14 protein-coding genes and 1 tRNA gene are annotated in these 15,868 nt (G+C 70.2%); 9 read left to right on the top strand and 6 right to left on the bottom strand.

Features of this window, described 5'->3' with window-relative positions:
- Positions 1–42 precede the first annotated feature (42 nt).
- Positions 43–837 (bottom strand): DeoR/GlpR family DNA-binding transcription regulator, encoded by a 795-nt coding sequence (locus C8E83_RS07435; RefSeq protein ID WP_121369138.1) that lies wholly within the window; start codon positions 835–837, stop codon positions 43–45.
- 130 nt (positions 838–967) lie between these two features.
- Between C8E83_RS07435 and C8E83_RS07430 the strand changes: the two genes are divergently transcribed.
- Positions 968–1,912 carry a hypothetical protein gene (locus C8E83_RS07430; protein ID WP_121369137.1) on the top strand — a complete coding sequence of 315 codons (945 nt, stop codon included), beginning with the start codon at positions 968–970 and terminating at the stop codon, positions 1,910–1,912.
- A gap of 77 nt (positions 1,913–1,989) precedes the next feature.
- On the opposite strand, the gene C8E83_RS07425 is transcribed toward C8E83_RS07430, so the two are convergent.
- Together C8E83_RS07425 and C8E83_RS07420 are read right to left on the bottom strand one after the other, a co-directional pair.
- Positions 1,990–3,627 (bottom strand): long-chain-fatty-acid--CoA ligase, encoded by a 1,638-nt coding sequence (locus C8E83_RS07425; RefSeq protein WP_121369136.1) that lies wholly within the window; start codon positions 3,625–3,627, stop codon positions 1,990–1,992.
- A gap of 41 nt (positions 3,628–3,668) precedes the next feature.
- Positions 3,669–4,313: a QsdR family transcriptional regulator gene (locus C8E83_RS07420; protein ID WP_245981472.1), complete on the bottom strand. Its 645-nt coding sequence runs from the start codon at positions 4,311–4,313 to the stop codon at positions 3,669–3,671.
- Positions 4,314–4,403: 90 nt separating this feature from the next.
- On the opposite strand from C8E83_RS07420, the gene C8E83_RS07415 reads away from it, so the two are divergent.
- The 5 genes from C8E83_RS07415 (at position 4,404) to C8E83_RS07395 (ending at position 10,415) form a co-directional block, all read left to right on the top strand.
- Positions 4,404–5,600: an acyl-CoA dehydrogenase family protein gene (locus C8E83_RS07415; protein ID WP_121371792.1), complete on the top strand. Its 1,197-nt coding sequence runs from the start codon at positions 4,404–4,406 to the stop codon at positions 5,598–5,600.
- A gap of 35 nt (positions 5,601–5,635) precedes the next feature.
- The gene (locus tag C8E83_RS07410; RefSeq protein WP_121371791.1) at positions 5,636–6,898 is read left to right on the top strand and encodes an acetyl-CoA C-acetyltransferase; all 1,263 of its coding nucleotides are present in this window, start codon (positions 5,636–5,638) and stop codon (positions 6,896–6,898) included.
- A gap of 91 nt (positions 6,899–6,989) precedes the next feature.
- The gene (gene fabG / locus C8E83_RS07405) at positions 6,990–7,751 is read left to right on the top strand and encodes a 3-oxoacyl-ACP reductase FabG (protein ID WP_121369135.1); all 762 of its coding nucleotides are present in this window, start codon (positions 6,990–6,992) and stop codon (positions 7,749–7,751) included.
- On the top strand, positions 7,751–8,209 hold the full coding sequence (locus tag C8E83_RS07400) for a MaoC family dehydratase (protein WP_121369134.1): 459 nt from the start codon (positions 7,751–7,753) through the stop codon (positions 8,207–8,209). Before fabG ends, C8E83_RS07400 begins: the two co-directional genes overlap by 1 nt.
- A gap of 289 nt (positions 8,210–8,498) precedes the next feature.
- Positions 8,499–10,415: a glycoside hydrolase family 2 protein gene (locus C8E83_RS07395; protein WP_121369133.1), complete on the top strand. Its 1,917-nt coding sequence runs from the start codon at positions 8,499–8,501 to the stop codon at positions 10,413–10,415.
- Positions 10,416–10,513: 98 nt separating this feature from the next.
- Here C8E83_RS07395 and C8E83_RS07390 read toward each other — a convergent pair whose 3' ends face one another.
- Positions 10,514–10,978: a heme-binding protein gene (locus C8E83_RS07390; protein WP_170159867.1), complete on the bottom strand. Its 465-nt coding sequence runs from the start codon at positions 10,976–10,978 to the stop codon at positions 10,514–10,516.
- A gap of 82 nt (positions 10,979–11,060) precedes the next feature.
- Positions 11,061–11,133: transfer RNA gene (locus C8E83_RS07385), tRNA-Met, on the bottom strand.
- A 227-nt stretch (positions 11,134–11,360) separates the two neighbouring features.
- Here C8E83_RS07385 and C8E83_RS07380 point away from each other — a divergent pair.
- The 3 genes from C8E83_RS07380 to C8E83_RS07370 all read left to right on the top strand — a co-directional run bounded on the left by C8E83_RS07380 (position 11,361) and on the right by C8E83_RS07370 (position 14,058).
- Complete coding sequence (locus tag C8E83_RS07380) at positions 11,361–11,864, top strand: GNAT family N-acetyltransferase (RefSeq protein ID WP_121369131.1); 504 nt, start codon at positions 11,361–11,363, stop codon at positions 11,862–11,864.
- Positions 11,865–11,909: 45 nt separating this feature from the next.
- The gene (locus C8E83_RS07375; protein ID WP_121369130.1) at positions 11,910–12,968 is read left to right on the top strand and encodes an LLM class flavin-dependent oxidoreductase; all 1,059 of its coding nucleotides are present in this window, start codon (positions 11,910–11,912) and stop codon (positions 12,966–12,968) included.
- Between the two features lie 106 nt (positions 12,969–13,074).
- On the top strand, positions 13,075–14,058 hold the full coding sequence (locus C8E83_RS07370; protein ID WP_121369129.1) for an NADPH:quinone oxidoreductase family protein: 984 nt from the start codon (positions 13,075–13,077) through the stop codon (positions 14,056–14,058).
- Here C8E83_RS07370 and C8E83_RS07365 read toward each other — a convergent pair.
- Positions 14,048–15,766, bottom strand: a complete 1,719-nt coding sequence (locus C8E83_RS07365; RefSeq protein ID WP_121369128.1) for an AMP-binding protein — start codon at positions 15,764–15,766, stop codon at positions 14,048–14,050. The two genes, C8E83_RS07370 and C8E83_RS07365, sit on opposite strands and share 11 nt — an antisense overlap.
- Between the last annotated feature and the right edge of the window lie 102 nt (positions 15,767–15,868).

Below are 15,868 nucleotides of genomic sequence, written 5' to 3'. Positions count from 1 at the left end.
GTGACCGTTTCCTGCCCGGTTCGGGCTCGCTCTGGCTCGGAGTCAGACTCGCTCGAGCCGCGCGCCCGCCGCAGCGAACCGCCCGGCGGCGCTCGCCGAGAGCTCCGTGCCGGTGATCATCACGTCGAAGTCGGTAAGGGCCGCGAACCGGACGAAGGTCGAGGTGCCGAACTTGTGGGAGGCGCCCACGAAGATCCTGCGCTTGCTGGTCGCGACAGCCGCCGACTTCACCATCGCCACCGCCGGGTCGGGGGTGGTGAGGCCGTCGGTCTCCGAGACGCCGTTTGCCCCCACGAAGGCGAGGTCGACGACGAACTGCCGCAGCATGTCGGCCGCCCAGTGGTCGACGGTGCCGAGGGTGTTGCCGCGCACGCGACCGCCGAGCAGCAGCAGCTGCACGTTGGGGCGCTCCGAGAGTCGGGCGGCGACCGGCAGCGAGCTGGTCAGGATCGTGAGAGGCCGATCGCCGGGAAGCCGCTCGGCCACGAGCTGCGTCTGGTACCCCTCGTCGAGGAAGATCGTCTGCGCCTCGCCGAGGTGCCTCGCCGCGGCGTCGGCGATGCGGGCCTTCTCGGCGGCGTGGTTCGTCTCGCGGTAGGCCAGCCCGGTCTCGTACGCGCCCGACTCCACGGGCACGGCGGCCCCGTAGCTGCGGCGGATCAGCCCGGCCTCCTCGAGCGCGCGCAGGTCGCGGCGCAGCGTCTCGGGAGACACCCCAACCAGCCTTGCCGCGTCGGCCGCGTCGAGACGCCCGCTCTCGCGGGTCAGGCGCAGGAGCTCGGCGCGCCGCTCGCTCGCCGCGTTGCTCCTCGCCCCGGAGCCTCTCCCCGCCGTCACGCGCTCACCCTACCCGTGCCCCGCCCCGGCGGCCGCGTGCCTCTTCTCCACAGAAGGCCGACGGCACCTCGGCGTCCACAGTTCGCCGGGAGCCACCCCGACACCTCCGTGAGTCGAGGCAGGGTGCAGGATGACCTCGTCGCTGATCCTCTCGTCCGATCTGACCTCACTCCACCTCGACGACCGTCACCTCCGTCGCTGGGTGGCAAGCGGTCGCCTTCACCGAGTCCGGAACGGCGCCTTCGTGTCCGCCGACGACTGGGCCGCGATGAAGCCGCGGGCGCGCCACGTCCTGGAGGTGCACGCGATGCTCCGAGCGCACCGCGGCGGAGCCGATCGCGGCCTCGTCGTCAGCCACGCCTCGGCGGCAGCACTGTGGAACCTCCCGACACTCGACCCGCCGACGGGTGCGGTGCACGTGTACGACCCGGCGCGGCGAGCCGGGCGCGAATCGGCGACTCTCGTCCGGCACGGCTGCCGGTCGGCGCCCGAGGCGACGCTCTACCGCGGCATCGTCTGCACCCCGCCGGCCAGAACAGCCGTCGACGTCGCTCTCGCCGACGGCTTCGTCGGAGCAGTGATCGTGTTCGAGGGGACGCTCGCCTCGGGGCTCGCCACGCGAGAAGAGCTCTCGGCAGCTCTCGCGGCCAGGAGCGGTGCCCGCGGTGCGCCCGAGGCGCGGCGCGCCCTCGATTTCGCGCGAGACCGGGCCGGCTCGGCCGGCGAGTCGCTGGCCCGAGCCGTCATTCATGAACTCGAGTTCCCCGCGCCCGTCCAGCAGAAGCCGTTCCCGAATCCGCGCGGTGGCTCGTATCACGTGGACTTCTGGTGGGAGGAGTTCGGCCTGATCGGCGAGTTCGACGGCCGACAGAAGTACCTCGACCCGGCGATGCGGGGGCGGCTCAGCCTCGAGGAGGTCCTGCTGCGCGAGAAGCAGCGTTCGGACGACCTCCTCGCGCGCCCCGAGGTGCGGAACCTCGTGCGGTGGAAGTACTCCGACGCGCGCACTCCGCCGATCCTGCGCGAAATTCTGAAGTCAGCCGGCCTGCCCTCCGGCGGCCGTCTGCACCCCTGACCGGACACTTTCGCGGTTCGAAAACGTCCGGTCAGGGGTGCAGAGCGCCGCGCCGCCTCGGCGGCGGGCGGGGGCAGCTACGCGCTGAACTCCTGGACCAGCTCGCGCTTGAGCACCTTGCCGCTCGCGCCGATCGGGAACGCCTCCATCACGTGCACGACGCGCGGGAACTTGTACGCGGCAAGATGCTCGCGAACGAACGCGACGATCTCGTCGCAGTCGACGGTGGCGCCGGGCCGCGCGATGACGGCGGCGTGAACCTCCTGGCCGTGCGTCTCGTCGGGCACGCCGAACACGGCGACGTTCGCGACCGACGGGTGCCGCATGATGCAGTCCTCGACCTCGGACGGGTACACGTTGTAGCCGTTCCGCACGATCATGTCCTTCTTGCGGTCGACGATCGTGACCACGCCGTCGTCGCTCTTCGTGCCGAGGTCGCCGGTGTGGAACCAGCCGTCGACCATCGCGGCCTCCGTCGCGGCGGGGTTGTTGAGGTACCCCTTCATGAGGTTGTGGCCGCGGATCACGATCTCCCCGAGCTCGCCGGCGGGCACGAACTCGACGTGGTCGGGGTCGGCCGAGTCGTCAGGATCCGACTCGCCCTCGACGAACGCCCTCGCGATCTCCACGTCGACGCCCCAGATCGGCTTGCCGATCGTGCCCGGGCGCGGGTCGTCGAGATCGTTCACCGTGGCCACCGGGCTGGTCTCTGTGAGGCCGTAGCCCTCCTGCACGACGGCGCCGAACATCTCCTGGAAGCGCTCCAGCACGGCGACCGGGAGCGCAGAGCCGCCGGAGACGCAGTAGCGGAGCTTCGGGCGGGGGCTGGCGAATCCTGCGGCCGAAGCGGCCCCGAGGAGCGCGATGAACATCGTCGGCACCGCCGCGAAGATCGTCGTGTTCGTCGCCACCATGAGCTGCAGCGCCTCGACCGGGTCGAACTTCGGCAGCAGCACGATCGCGGCGCCGGCCCGGAAGCAGGTGTTCATGACGGCCGTCTGGCCGAACGCGTGGAAGAACGGCAGTCCGCCGAAGACGACGTCGTCGCGCGACATGTCGGCGCAGTCGATGATCGACGCGTGCACCTGCTCGACCATCGCCAGGTGCGACCCCACGGCGCCCTTCGGGTGGCCGGTCGTGCCGGAGGTGTAGAGGATCGTGCCGGCTGCGAGCGGGTTCACCGACTCGTAGAACTCGATCGGCGTCGCCGCCTGCGCCTCGACCTCGAGCCGGGAGATCGGCACCGGCGTCTCGGCGCCGAGGGGGAGGAGAACCGACAGGATCGGCACGCCCGCCCGGCCCGCCGCCGGGATCGCCTCGGCGAGCTGCGGCGCCGCCACGATGGCGAGCCGTGCGCCGGAGTCTTTGAGGACGTACTCGATCTCCTCCGCCTTGAACAGCAGGTGGATCGGCACGACGATGGCCCCGAGCGAGAGCACGGCGTAGTAGGCGCGGCAGAAGTCCGGCACGTTCGGGATCATGAGCGCGACCCGGTCGCCCCGACCGACGCCGCGGGCGCGGAGGGCTCCGGCATAGGCGCGCGTCTCGTCCCACAGCTGCCCGTACGAGATCTGCTGGCCCATGAAGTGCAGGGCCGTGCGGTCGTGGTGGCGCTTCGCGCTCTCGGCCAGGATCGCGGCGATCGACAGGGTGCCGAGGCCGGGCCCGTCGAGCAGCGCCTGCGTGCCGTCGAGATCTGCGGGGGTGAACGTCATCGTCCAGTTCCTTTCGTGGGGGTGGTCGCTGCGTGAGGAGGTCAGGGCTCGCGCAGCACGTACTCGAAGGCGGCCCGGGCGCGTGTGGCGCTCGGCTGCTCGCCGGTGATGAGATCGGCGTAGGTGAACGACTCGGAGATGCGAACGAGCAGGTAGGCGAGGTCGTGCACGGTGAGGGAGAACCGCATCCTGCCCGCCTCGACCTCGGCCTCGAGCATCGCCTCGACGGCGGCGAGATAGCGGCGCTGCACCTGGCTGTCCTTCCGGGTCAGGATCGACAGCGCACGGGTGGGCTCGCGCTTCAGGAAGTCCTGGAAGTACCTCGCCTCGATGAGCGTCGCCACGAACTCCGCGAGAACACGGGTGATGCGGGCCGCGCCGGTGTCGGTGGTCGACCTCTCGATCCTGGTCAGGGTCGGTTCGGCCAGAGACCACAGCACCTCGCTCATGAGCGCCTCGCGATTGCCGAGCCAGCGGAACAGCGACGTGCGGTCGACGCCGAGCGTGGAGGCCAGCACGTTCATGTCGACGCGCTCGCCGGCGAGGAAGGTGCGGCGGGCGAGGACGAAGGCGCGCACGGTGTCGGTGTGGCGGCCCTCGTCGAGCCGGCGCCCGAGATCGGACGGCACGCGCAGGGCCGCCACGGGTGCCCACGCGGTGGGCGCGGCGGCGGTCTGCATCGACATGACGCTCACGCTAGGCGTTCCCGGTGAGTCTGCGCAACATTCTCGAAAATGATGCAGGATGTTCTCATCACGACCGACGGAGTTCATGACATGACCATCACCACGCCTTCGACCGACTACCTGTCGAGCGACTTCTACTTCGCGCAGGATGCCCTGACCCAGCGTGAGAACGAGAGCATCCACGAGCTGCGCGACTACCTCGAGCGCGAGGTCGCCCCCATCGTCGACGACTACTGGGAGCGCGCGGAGTTCCCCTTCCAGGTCGTGAAGCCGCTCGCCGAGCTCGGCGCCTACGGCCCCATCTGGGAGGAGTCGCGGCAGTTCGAGAACTCTGCGAAGTTCCGCGGCTGGGCGGCCCTCGAGTCGGGCCGTGTCGACGCATCCGTCTCGACGTTCATCGGCGTCACCAGCGGCTTGTGCATGGGGTCGATCGGCGTCGGCGGCTCGGCCGAGCAGCGCGCCGAATGGCTTCCGAAGCTCGGGTCCGGCGAGCTGATCGGCGCGTTCGGGCTCACCGAGCCGCTGTCAGGATCCGACAGCGCCGGCGGCCTCCGCACCACGGCGACGCGCACCGGCGACACCTGGACCCTCAACGGCGCCAAGCGCTGGATCGGCAACGCCACCTTCGCCGACGTCGTCGTCATCTGGGCCCGCGACACCGACGACGGTCAGGTGAAGGGCTTCCTCGTCACGAGCGATACCCCCGGATTCACCGCGACCAAGATCGAGAAGAAGCAGAGCCTGCGGATCGTCCAGAACGCCGACATCACCCTCACCGACGTCAAGGTGCCCGAGGAGCGCCGCCTGCAGAAGGTCAACTCGTTCCGCGAGACCGCGCAGGTGCTGCTGCTCACGCGCGCGGACGTCGCCTGGCAGGCGATCGGCAACTCGATCGGCGCCTACGAGGCCGCCGTCGCCTACGTGAAGGAGCGCGAGCAGTTCGGCAAGACGCTGTCGTCGTTCCAGCTGGTGCAGGACCTCCTGTCGCGCTGCCTCGCCAACATCTCGGCGTCGATCGCGCTGTGCATGCAGACCTCCGACCTCCTCGACCAGGGCCGCCAGACCGACGCCCACGCGTCGATGGCGAAGTCGTTCGCGACCTCCCGCATGCGCGAGACCGTCGGCTGGTGCCGCGAGGTCATGGGCGGCAACGGCATCGTGCTCGACTACGGCGTCGCGCGCCGCTTCGCCGACGCCGAGGCGATCTACTCGTTCGAGGGCACGCGCGAGATGAACTCGCTCATCGTCGGGCGCGCCATCACCGGCAAGAGCGCGTTCGTCTCGTGAGCGGGTCCGCTGCGGGCGGGCCGGGCGCAGCGACGGTGCCCGGCGGCACCGTCGCCGGGCGCCCCGTCGCGCCCGACGACGCCGTCATCGTCGCCGTCTCGCGGACGCCGATCGGGCGGGCGCATAAGGGCTCGCTACGCGAGATGCGGGCGGACGACCTCGCCACGAACGCGGTGCGGGACGTGCTCGTCAAGGTGCCCGAGCTGGATCCTGCGACCCTCGACGACCTCATGCTCGGCTGCGGCATGCCCGGAGGCGAGCAGGGGATGAACATGGCGCGCATCGTCGCTGTCGCGCTGGGCTACGACCGCCTGCCCGGCACCACCGTCAACCGGTACTGCTCGTCGAGCCTGCAGACGACGCGGATGGCGTTCCACGCGATCAAGGCGGGCGAGGGCTCGGCCTTCGTCTCGGCCGGAGTCGAGTCGGTGTCGCGGGCGGCTCTCGGCTCGTCGGACTACATCCCCGGCGTCGACCTCGAGAACCCGCTGTTCTCGTCGGCCGTCGCCCGGACCGCCGCGCGCACCGTCGCCGGAGCCTCGCACTGGCAGGACCCCCGCGAGGTCGGACTCCTGCCCGACGCCTACATCGCCATGGGGCAGACCGCCGAGAACGTCGCCCAGCTGATGGACGTCTCGCGCGCTGCGCAGGACGAATTCGCGGCCCTGTCGCAGAACCGCGCCGAGCAGGCCATCGCCGACGGCTTCTGGGAGCGCGAGATCACGCCCCTGACCCTGCCGGACGGCACGGTCGTGAGCGCCGACGACGGGCCCCGAGCGGGCGTCACGGTCGAGACGCTCTCCACGCTGCAGCCGGTCTTCCGCCCCGACGGCACGGTGACCGCCGGCAACGCCTGCCCGCTCAACGACGGCGCCGCGGCCGTGGTCGTGGTGAGCGGGGCGCTCGCCTCGTCGCTCGGACTCACGCCTCTCGCCCGCGTCGTCTCGACCGGCGTCACCGGCCTCAGCCCCGAGATCATGGGCCTCGGGCCCGTCGAGGCGTCGCGTCTGGCTCTTTCGCGTGCGGGGCTCACGATCGACGACATCGACCTCGTCGAGATCAACGAGGCGTTCGCCGCCCAGGTGGTGCCGTCCGCCCGGTCGCTCGGGGTGTCGTACGACAAGCTCAACGTGTTCGGCGGTGCGATCGCCGTCGGGCATCCATTCGGCATGACCGGGGCCAGGATCACCGGAACGCTCCTCAACGGCTTGCAGACCCGCGACGCCACGTTCGGCCTCGAGACGATGTGCGTCGGGGGCGGGCAGGGCATGGCGATGGTGATCGAGCGGCTGTCGTGAGGCGCTGTGCCGGCGTGCGGCGCAGTGCTGGCGTGCGGGTCTGGCATCCTGCGCCCCTGCTCTGCACGACTCTCGGAAGGAAGGGAAGACCATGACCGACACACCCCAGCGAGTGGCGATCGTCACCGGCGGAGGCCGCGGCATCGGCGCCGGCATCGGCCGGAGGCTCGCCGCCGACGGCATGAAGGTGGCGCTGCTCGACCTCAACGTCGACGACGCTCGTGAGACCGCCCAGGCGATCACCGACGACGGCGGCACTGCGATTGGCCTCGCGGTCGACGTCGCCGACGAGCAGAGCGTCGCCGCGGCGGTGGCGTCGGTCGAAGCCGAGCTCGGCGCTCCCACCGTGCTCGTCAACAACGCCGGCGTGCTGCGCGACAACCTGCTCTTCAAGATGAGCGTCGACGACTGGGACACCGTCATGGGCGTGCACCTGCGCGGGGCGTTCCTGATGTCACGCGAGGTGCAGAAGCACATGGTCGAGGCGAAATGGGGCAGGATCGTGAATCTCTCCTCGTCGAGTGCCCTCGGCAACCGGGGTCAGAGCAACTACTCCGCCGCGAAGGCCGGCATGCAGGGGTTCACCAAGACGCTCGCGATCGAGCTCGGGCCGTTCGGCGTGACCGCGAACGCGATCGCTCCGGGGCTCATCGAGACGGCCATGACGCATGCGACCGCCGAGCGACTCAGGGTCTCGTTCGAGGCGTTCGCCACCGAGGCGGTCAAGACCATTCCGGTGCGCAGGATCGGACAGCCCGCCGACATCGCGGCCGCCGCGTCGTTCTTCTGCTCGGAGGGCGCCTCGTTCGTCTCGGGGCAGGTTCTCTACGTCGCCGGAGGGCCACTCGACTGATGGTTCAGTTCTCGTCACCCGCTGCGCTGTCGGAGTCCGTCGGCACCTCGTTCGGGCCGTCGTCGTGGATCACGATCGACCAGGCGCGCATCCAGGCGTTCGCCGACGCGACCGGCGACCAGCAGTGGATTCACACCGACCCGGTGCGCGCGGCCGCCGGCCCGTTCGAGGGCACGATCGCGCACGGCTACCTCACGCTGTCGCTGCTGCCCGTGATGACGCAGGAGATCCTGCAGGTCGACGGCGTCGCTGCGGCGATCAACTACGGCGCCGACCGGCTGCGGTTCGTGCAGCCGGTGCCGGTCGACTCGCGGGTGCGGGCCACCGGGGTCATCACGTCGGTGTCGCAGTCGGCCGCGGGCGTGCGGCTCGGCTACACGATCACGGTGTCGATCGACGGGCTCGAGAAGCCGGCGCTCGTCGTCGACACGCTGACGCTGTACGTGCCTGCCTCCTGAGGGTCGCTCGCCCCCTGCCCGCGCCGCACGTCCGCCTGCCCCTCCGCAATTCGCGACCGATTCCGGGCTCGCGTCACACCCGTTACCGCACGGCCGGGCCGCCTGGTCGCGAACGGTCGCGAATTCGGGCGGGCGAGGGGCTGGGCAGCGCGGGGCGGCGGAGGCGGGCGGCACAGTGCGGCAAAACGGCGGCACAGGGGTGGCACGGGGCGGTTACAACGTTGTAGCGTTGATGCACCATCCCAGACGACACCCCACCACCACCCGCCACGACCTCAAGGACGACGTCATGACCGCCGACCCCAGCGCCCAGCCCCGCGCCGAGTACCCCCGCCCCCAGTTCCGCCGCGACGACTGGCTGAACCTCAACGGGTCGTGGGGGTTCGAGTTCGACCCGGGCGACTCCGGTCTCGAGCGGGGTCTGCTCGAGAAGGCCACGCTCGACGACCGCATCCTGGTGCCCTTCGCCCCCGAGTCCGAGCTGAGCGGCATCGGCGACGTCGACTTCCACGAGGCAGTCTGGTATCGCCGTCAGGTGACGGTGCCGGAGGCCTGGAGCAAGGGCAGCAGGATCCTCCTGCACTTCGGCGCGGTCGACCACGACACGACCGTCTGGGTCGTTTCCGCAGGAGCCGGCGACACCACCCCGCGGGAGGTCGGGCGCCACCGCGGCGGCTTCACCAGCTTCACGTTCGACCTCACCGCGCGGGCCGGCGTCCGCGCCGGCGAGACGATCGACATCGTCGTCCGCGCGCGCGACGACAAGAGCGCACCGCAGGCCCGCGGCAAGCAGTCGACCGAGTACGCCAACCACGACGCCGACTACACCCGCACCACCGGCATCTGGCAGACCGTGTGGCTCGAGCCGGTGCCCGAGATCGCTCTCGGCCGCCCGCGCATCACGCCCGACCTCGAGTCGGCGACGCTGACCGTCGAGGTGCCGGTCGGTTCGGGCCACTCGACGGGGCTGCGCGGCGGCCGGGTCCGCGTCACCGTCAGCGACGACGACGGCGTGATCGAGACGCAGGAGGCGCGGGCCGACCTCACCCTGACCCCGCGCGTGGTCGTCGAGATCCCGGACGCCCGGGTTCGGCCCTGGTCGCCCGGCGACCCGTACCTCTACGACGTGCGCGTCGAGCTCATCGGCGACGACGAGGCGCTGGTCGACGGGGCGACGAGCTATGCGGGGCTGAGGAGCGTGGGGATCGTCGGCCCTCGGATCCTGCTCAACGGCGAGACCGTCTTCCAACGGCTGGTGCTGGACCAGGGACTGTACGCCGAGGGCCTTCTCACGGCCCCGAGCGACGCCGACCTGGTGCGCGACATCGAGCTGTCGATGCGGGCCGGGTTCAACGGGGCGCGGCTGCACCAGAAGGTGTTCGAAGAGCGGTTCTTGTACCACGCGGATCGCCTCGGCTACCTGGTCTGGGGCGAGTTCGGCGACTGGGGCTGCAAGACCACCGGCCCGTCGGACGACCGCCAGCAGCCGAACGCGTCGTACGTGGCCGAGTGGCTGGAGGCGCTCGAGCGCGACTACTCGCACCCGGCGATCATCGGCTGGTGCCCGCTCAACGAGACGCGGCAGCACCTGTCGGACCGCATCACGGTGCTCGACGACGTGACGCGGGCGATGTTCCTCGCGACGAAGGCGATGGACACGACGCGCCCGGTGCTCGACGCTTCCGGGTACGACCACCGCGTCTTCGAGACGGACGTGTACGACTCGCACGACTACGACCAGGTGCCCTCGTCGTTCAAAGCGACGATGGATCTGCTGGATCCTGCGGCCAGGGTCGCCTACGTCAACACCGAGGACGACGGCGACGTGCTGCGGCCCGACCTGCGTCAGTGGAGCCTGCCGTACAACGGGCAGCCGTACTTCTGCAGCGAGTTCGGCGGCATCTGGTGGAACGAGGAGGCCGCTGCTGCCGCGGACGCGCCCGAGCAGTCGGGGACGACGTCGTGGGGCTACGGCGAGCGGGTGCGCAGCCTCGACGAGTGGTACGAGCGGTTCGAAGGGCTGATCACCGCTCTGCTCGGCAACCCGTTCATGTTCGGGTACTGCTACACGCAGCTCACCGACGTGTTCCAGGAGCAGAACGGCATCTACTCGTTCGACCGGTCGGACAAGTTCGACGTGACGCGCATCGCCGAGGTGCAGCGACGTGTGGCCGCGATCGAGGAGGCTGCGAGCGTCCGCTCGTAGGGCCTGCTGCGACATTTCGCGACACTCGCGACGTGCTGCGGCGTCGCGGGTGTCGCGAAATGTCGCGCTGCGGTCGTGCGGGGCTAGTTCGCTCGCGGCTAGTTCGCGAGGTAGCTGCGGATGGCCGTGACGACGAGGTCGTGGTCGACGACGTCTTTGAGGCCGGATGCCGTGATCGTGCCCACGACCGAGCCGTCGACGACGATCGGAAACGACCCTCCCGAGACGGCGAACTCGTCGTCGACGAGCAGTTCTCGGCCGGCCTCCTCGTCGACGAGGCGCGCCAGCAGCGACGGGACGGCGTCGCGCTTCGCCACGTTCGACTTCTTGCGGAGCCACTCGGTCGTGCCGGCGTCGACGCCGTTCTGCGCCGACTTGTAGACGATGTGGTCGCCGATCACGATCTGCACGGCGAGGGCGAGTTCGCGCTCGCGCACGAGCTCTGCCGCGAGCGACCCCAGCGCGTACGCGGCGTTATCGTCGAACGACTCGAACTGCAGCTCGGCCAGCTGCGCGCGGACCTCGTCGGGGGTGAACTCGGGCAGGGTCTCGGAATCGGCCATGCCTCCATCCTGGTGCATGGTCCTTGCCTGCATCGACACCTGGTAACCCCGCGACGGCATCCGGACAGCGTGGGGTCATGCGTAGCGGGAGCGGGACTTGAACCCGCGACCGCACGATTATGAGTCGTGTGCTCTACCGACTGAGCTATCCCGCCGCGGAGAGCCACATTAGATCGCTTCGCACCGGGGTGCGCGATTGTGACGCGCGTCGTCATCGAGCCGAGAAATGCGCGACCACGTCTGACGCAGCCGACTCCGAGCGCAGGGCACCCCCGCCCTCGTCGGCACTCCACGACACGACGACTCCGGCGACCTTCTGCATGGCCAGAGACTAGGCGAACTGCCACTCTGGAGACACGGACGCGACCAGACGGAGGACAACATGCCCGACCCCTACAGCGTGATCCGCCTCGGCGACGCGGACGCCGGCGAGCTCCTCACCCTGCAGCGCGCCGCGTACGTCAGCGAGGCGCAGCTCTACGGTGATCCCTCTCTGCCGGCCCTCGTCCAGACGCTGGACGAGATCCGAGACGACCTGGCCGGCTCCGTCCTCGGCGTGCGGATCGACGGGCGCCTGGTCGGCTCGGTGCGCTGGACCCTGGACGGCTCCGTCGCGCACATCGGCCGCCTGATCGTCGCGCCCGACATGCAGGGGCGGGGCCTCGGCACCGCACTCCTCGACGCCGCCGAGAGCGAGAGCCACGCGGACGAGTTCCGGCTGTTCACCGGGCACCTCAGCGAGGCCAACCTGCGTCTCTACGAGCGTCGGGGCTACGTCGCTTCTGCTCGCGAGGTTCTTCGCCCGGGGGTCGAGCTGGTGCACCTGACGAAGACGCGCGCGTCGACCGCCGCGGACGACCAGCCCGGGGCGCGAAATCGGGCGTAATGGCACCGTCACAGGGCCGACACGTGCGGCCGACAGGATGAGCGGATGGACCTCGGCATCTTCCTCCCGACCGCCACGGCCGGCTACATCGCCTCGTCGTCGGCGCCGCACTTCGACCTGTCGTTCGACGCGATCCTCGACGTGACCCAGCGCGCGGAGGCGCTCGGGTTCGCGTCGGCGCTGTGCATGGCAAAGTTCCGCGGCCCGGAGGGCGACACCGACTACTGGGAAAGCGCCTACGAGGCTTTCACGCTGACCGGCGCTCTCCTCGCCCGCACCAGCACCATCCGCATCTTCGCGACGGCCGGCATGCCGAGCCTCAACCCGGCTCTGGTGGCCAGGATGGGCGCCACGCTCGACGCGGTCGCCCCCGGCCGCTTCGGCATCAACCTCGTCACGGGGTGGAACCCCAAGGAGTACGAGCAGATGGGGGTGTGGCCGGGCGACGACTACTTCGGCTATCGCTACGAGTACGCGAGCGAGTATGTGCGGATCCTGCGCGAACTGTGGGGGACCGGCCGAAGCGACTTCCGAGGCGCGTACTTCGCCCTCGACGACGCCATCTGCAGCCCGAGGCCCGAGACGATGCCCGTGATCGTGGGCGCGGCGTCGTCGAAGTCGGGGGTGGCGTTCGCAGCGGCCAACGTCGACGTCGACTTCATGACGGGCCTGGCGGCCGACGACTCCGCCCGCGACCTCGCCACCTACCGCGCGTCAGGCCAGAGCGAGACGACGGCGTACCTGCTCGTCATGGTCATCCTCGGCGACACCGATGAGCAGGCGCAGCGCCTCGTCGACCACTACAACGCGCACTCCGACCAGGGCGCGCTCGCCGGGCGCAAGGCGGCGGGCAGCCGAAACACGGCGGCAGCGGCGGCAGGAGCAGCGGGAGACACGACCGGCGGAACCGCGGCCCGCATGATGACCGAGGTCGCGGCCCTCTCGCCCGGCGAGATGTGGTGCGGGTCGCCCGCGACGATCGCGGCGAAGCTGCGCGCGGTGCGCGACTCCGGCCTCTACGCCGGCGTGATGCTGCAGTTCGACGACTGGACCGCGTCGCTCGACCGGTTCGGCGCCGAGGTGATGCCGCTCCTCGCGGACTAGTGCCCCTTCCCGCGACAAAACGCGACACCTGCGACGTCCCGGCGCGTCGCAGGTGTCGCGTTTTGTCGCACGGGGGCAGGGCGAAGGCCACCGCTATCGTGGAGGCGTGAAAGCCGTCGTCATCGAGAGCCTGGAGGGCCCCGAGGCAGCCCGGCTCACCGACTTCCCCGAGCCCGCAGGAGCACACGAGAGAGCCCGCGGCCAGAGGGTCCTGGTCGACGTCCACGCCGCCGGCCTCAGCGTGATCGACAATCTCCAGGCGCGAGGCCGGTACCAGTACGGCACATCGACGCCCTACGTCGTGGGTAGCGAGGTCGCGGGCGTCGTCACCGAATCGGAGTCACACGACTTCGCCGTCGGCGACCGCGTGGGCGCCATCGTCTTCTGGGGCGGCGTCGCCGAGAAGTGCCTCGTCGCGCCCGAATACACCGCGAAGCTGCCCGACGCCATGCCGTTCGCGGACGGCGCCGCCCTCTACCTGAACTACTCGACGGCCTGGTTCGCGTACCACCGGGCCGAGGTGAGGCCCGGCCAGACCGTGCTCGTCCAGGGCGCCGCCGGGGGAGTGGGCACCGCGGCCCTCGACCTCGCCGCGGCGTTCGGCGCGAAGGCGATCGCGGTCGTCTCCAGCGACGAGAAGGCCGAGGTCGCGAAGCGCGCCGGCGCCTGGGCCGTGGTGCGGAGCGACGCGAACTGGCTCGCCGAGGTCCGCGACCTCACCGACGGCCACGGGGTCGACGTCGTCCTCGATCCGGTGGGCGGCGACCGATTCACCGACTCGCTGCGATCGCTGAGGATCGGTGGGACTCTCGTGGTGATCGGGTTCGTCGGCGGGGAGATCCCAGAGGTGAGGGTGAATCGCCTGCTCCTGCGCAACCTGAAGATCACGGGCATCTCGATGGACACGATGGACGCCGAGTACCCCGGCACCCTGCGGCTCGTGCGCGACAGCGTGCAGGCGCTTCTCGACGAGGGCAGGATCCACCCGTTCGTCGGCCACCGCTACCCGATGGCCGACACGGTCGCCGCCCTCACCGCCCTCGAGGAGCGCTCGACCCTCGGCAAGGTCGTCGTCGAGGTCAGGCCTTAGCGCGCTCGTCGGCGATCGTGGCGGCGATCCGCTCGCGCAGAAGCTGCTTCTGCACCTTGCCGGTCGGTGTCATCGGCAGGCCGTCGATCGCCTCGATCCGCTCGGGCATCTTCTGCACGGCGATCTTCTTGGTGCGGAGGAACTCCTGCATCGACGCCAGCGACAGCGGCTCGTGCCCGGGCTCGACCACGATGAAGGCGCACGCGCGCTCGCCGAGCCTCGGGTCGGGCATGGCGACCACGGCGACGTCGCGCACGGACTCGTGGGTGATGAGCAGGTCTTCGACCTCCCGCGAGCCGATGTTGATGCCGCCGCGGATGATGATGTCCTTCGTGCGGCCGGTGATCCGCACGAAGCCGTCAGCATCCATGTAGCCGAGGTCGCCCGAGCGTGAGAACCGGTCGGGCGTGTAGAGCTCGGCCGTGGCGATGTCGTTGTGGAAGTACGACACCATGTGCGACGGCCCGCGGTAGGTGACGTCGCCCTCCTCGCCGCGCGGCAGCTCGAGGCCCGACGTGGGGTCGACGACCTTGATCTCGGCGCCGGGGAGCGCTCGGCCGTCGCTCATGACCGACTTCTCGGGGGCGTCCTCCGGCGCGCAGAGAGCGGTGGTGAGGTTCTCGGAGCGTCCGTAGAGGCTCAGCACGCTGAGACCGCCGAACATGGTCCGCGCGCCCTGCACGATCGAGCCGGGGATCGGAGACCCGGCGCAGATCCAGTACTTCATCGAGCTCATGTCGTGCTCGCCCGGTCGGTACGCCTGCATCACGGTCGCCAGGAACGTCGTCGACGTCACGGTCATGGTGCAGCCGTGGTCGCGGATCCGGTCCATCCCGGTCGCAGGATCCCACGTGGCCATGAAGTGCGTCGCCCCGCCGACCAGCAGCGGCACCAGGAATCCCGTGACGAGGCCCGTCGTGTGGCTGACCGGCGACGGGTTGAAGAAGACGTCGTCCTCCGTCACGTGGAGCCGGTCGACGAGGGCCTTCGAGCCCGCGTAGTAGGTGTTGAACGTGTGGTAGCAGCCCTTCGGCCGTGACGTCGTGCCCGAGGTGTAGACGATGACGAAGCCCTCGTTCGGCCCCACGCCGTCGCCGAGGGAGGCGTCGAGTTCGCCGAGCGGCATCGCGTCGGCAGGGCTGCCGGATCCTGCGCCCAGATCGTCGAGCGAGTGCGCGGCGCCGAGATCGCTGCCGGCCTCAGGGCGGACGATCACGACGTGCTCGAGGGTGGGGATCTGGGCGAGCAGGTCGAGGTAGAGCTCGCGGTGGCTGAAGCGGTGCCAGAGGTCGGGCCCGATCAGCACCTTCGCGCCCGAGTCGGCGAGCGAGAATCCGACCTCGTCGTGACGGAAGATCGGCATGATCGGCAGCAGGATCGCACCGAGACGCGACAGCGCGATGACGATCTCGGTGAACTCGGCCCAGTTCGGCAGCTGCACCGCGACACGGTCGCCGTGGCCGACCCCGAGCCGCTGGAGGCCGGCCGCCAGACGGATGCCCCGCTCGTACATCTCGGCGTAGGTGAGGCTGACGTCGCCGTCGGTCACGAACACCTGGTCGCCGCGCTCGGCCGCTTTCTCGGCGACGAGCTGATAGAGCACGCGATCCTGCCAGTCGCCGGAGTCGTAGAACGCGGCGATGTCGTCTGCCGTGTAGGGGCCGAACGGCTCGATGGTTGCTGTCTCGGTGGCCGTCGACTGCGTCACGGTTCTCCTCTGCTCCTGGAGTTGCGGGAATGGGAGAAGGTCGGGGCGCCTCGGAACGGGGTGATCGGGCGGAGCGCCCGGCACATCTTCACTGAGTGTTAA

The organism is Frondihabitans australicus (genome assembly GCF_003634555.1).
In the GTDB taxonomy this organism is placed as follows: domain Bacteria; phylum Actinomycetota; class Actinomycetes; order Actinomycetales; family Microbacteriaceae; genus Frondihabitans; species Frondihabitans australicus.
This window is presented reverse-complemented; position numbering and strand designations above follow the sequence as displayed.

Coding starts and splice junctions, on each gene's coding strand:
- C8E83_RS07430 (WP_121369137.1), top strand. CDS start 968: ATGACCTCGTCGCTGATCCTCTCGTCCGATCTGACCTCACTCCACCTC.
- C8E83_RS07425 (WP_121369136.1), bottom strand. CDS start 3,627: ATGACGTTCACCCCCGCAGATCTCGACGGCACGCAGGCGCTGCTCGAC.
- C8E83_RS07420 (WP_245981472.1), bottom strand. CDS start 4,313: ATGTCGATGCAGACCGCCGCCGCGCCCACCGCGTGGGCACCCGTGGCG.
- C8E83_RS07415 (WP_121371792.1), top strand. CDS start 4,404: ATGACCATCACCACGCCTTCGACCGACTACCTGTCGAGCGACTTCTAC.
- fabG (WP_121369135.1), top strand. CDS start 6,990: ATGACCGACACACCCCAGCGAGTGGCGATCGTCACCGGCGGAGGCCGC.
- C8E83_RS07400 (WP_121369134.1), top strand. CDS start 7,751: ATGGTTCAGTTCTCGTCACCCGCTGCGCTGTCGGAGTCCGTCGGCACC.
- C8E83_RS07395 (WP_121369133.1), top strand. CDS start 8,499: ATGACCGCCGACCCCAGCGCCCAGCCCCGCGCCGAGTACCCCCGCCCC.
- C8E83_RS07390 (WP_170159867.1), bottom strand. CDS start 10,978: ATGGCCGATTCCGAGACCCTGCCCGAGTTCACCCCCGACGAGGTCCGC.
- C8E83_RS07380 (WP_121369131.1), top strand. CDS start 11,361: ATGCCCGACCCCTACAGCGTGATCCGCCTCGGCGACGCGGACGCCGGC.
- C8E83_RS07375 (WP_121369130.1), top strand. CDS start 11,910: ATGGACCTCGGCATCTTCCTCCCGACCGCCACGGCCGGCTACATCGCC.